This window comes from Thauera terpenica 58Eu (assembly GCF_000443165.1).
GTDB classification, from domain to species: Bacteria; Pseudomonadota; Gammaproteobacteria; order Burkholderiales; family Rhodocyclaceae; genus Thauera; species Thauera terpenica.
The window spans coordinates 1-764 of record NZ_ATJV01000130.1; the positions used below are offsets into that span (position 1 = coordinate 1).

Here is a 764-nt window from a genome sequence, read left to right on the forward strand (position 1 = left end):
TCGAAGGCTTCGATCTGTGGGCTGCAAAACCGCATAAAGCGCTGCATTACCAATCAGTTACGTAGTGTGTTCGGGTATAATGTCGGCATGCCTCGCAGCACCGACACCTCCCTCTCGAACCCCGCCCACAGCGTGCGCGCATCCGTCCTCCCCGCGCAGCTGCCCGACGATCCAGCCGCGCTCAAAGCCTTGCTGTTCGCGCAGCAGCGTGCCTTCGAAGCGCAACTTGTCGCCCAGTTCGAGACGCTGCGACTTGAGCAAGAAAGCGCCTTCAGCGCTCGTGAGCTTGAGCAGCGTAAAGCCTTCGAGGTGCGCGAGGCCGAGCAAAAGAAGGCGTTCGAGATGCGTGAGGCCGAACTGCAAAAAGCCTTCGAGGCACGCATCCTCGAGATCTACGAACAACTGCGCCTGGCACGTCGGCGCATGTTCGGACCCAGCAGCGAATCGCACGCGGGTCAGGGCTGGCTCTTCAACGAAGCTGAAGCACTGGTCGAATCTGCCCCGCACAGCGGCGACACTGCAACGTTGCCGCCACCTGCCACCGAAACGTCCGGCGACGCACCCGCCGAAACTGCCAAGAACAAGGTGCGCGGCAAGCGCAAGCCCTTACCGGTCGAACTGCCCCGCATCGAGCTCATCCACGACGTGCCTCAGACCGAGCGCACCTGCGCCTGCGGCACGCCCATGGTCGAGATTGGACAGGACGTCAGCGAACAGCTCGACATCGTGCCGATGCAGGTGCGCGTGTTGCGCCACATCCGCAA

Annotated in this window: 1 protein-coding gene; it reads left to right on the forward strand. The window is 62.6% G+C overall.

The genetic code is table 11. From position 1 onward, the window contains the following. Window positions 1-87 precede the first annotated feature (87 nt). A partial coding sequence (locus M622_RS39210; RefSeq protein WP_021251215.1) for an IS66 family transposase occupies window positions 88-764 on the forward strand: 677 nt, incomplete at its 3' end.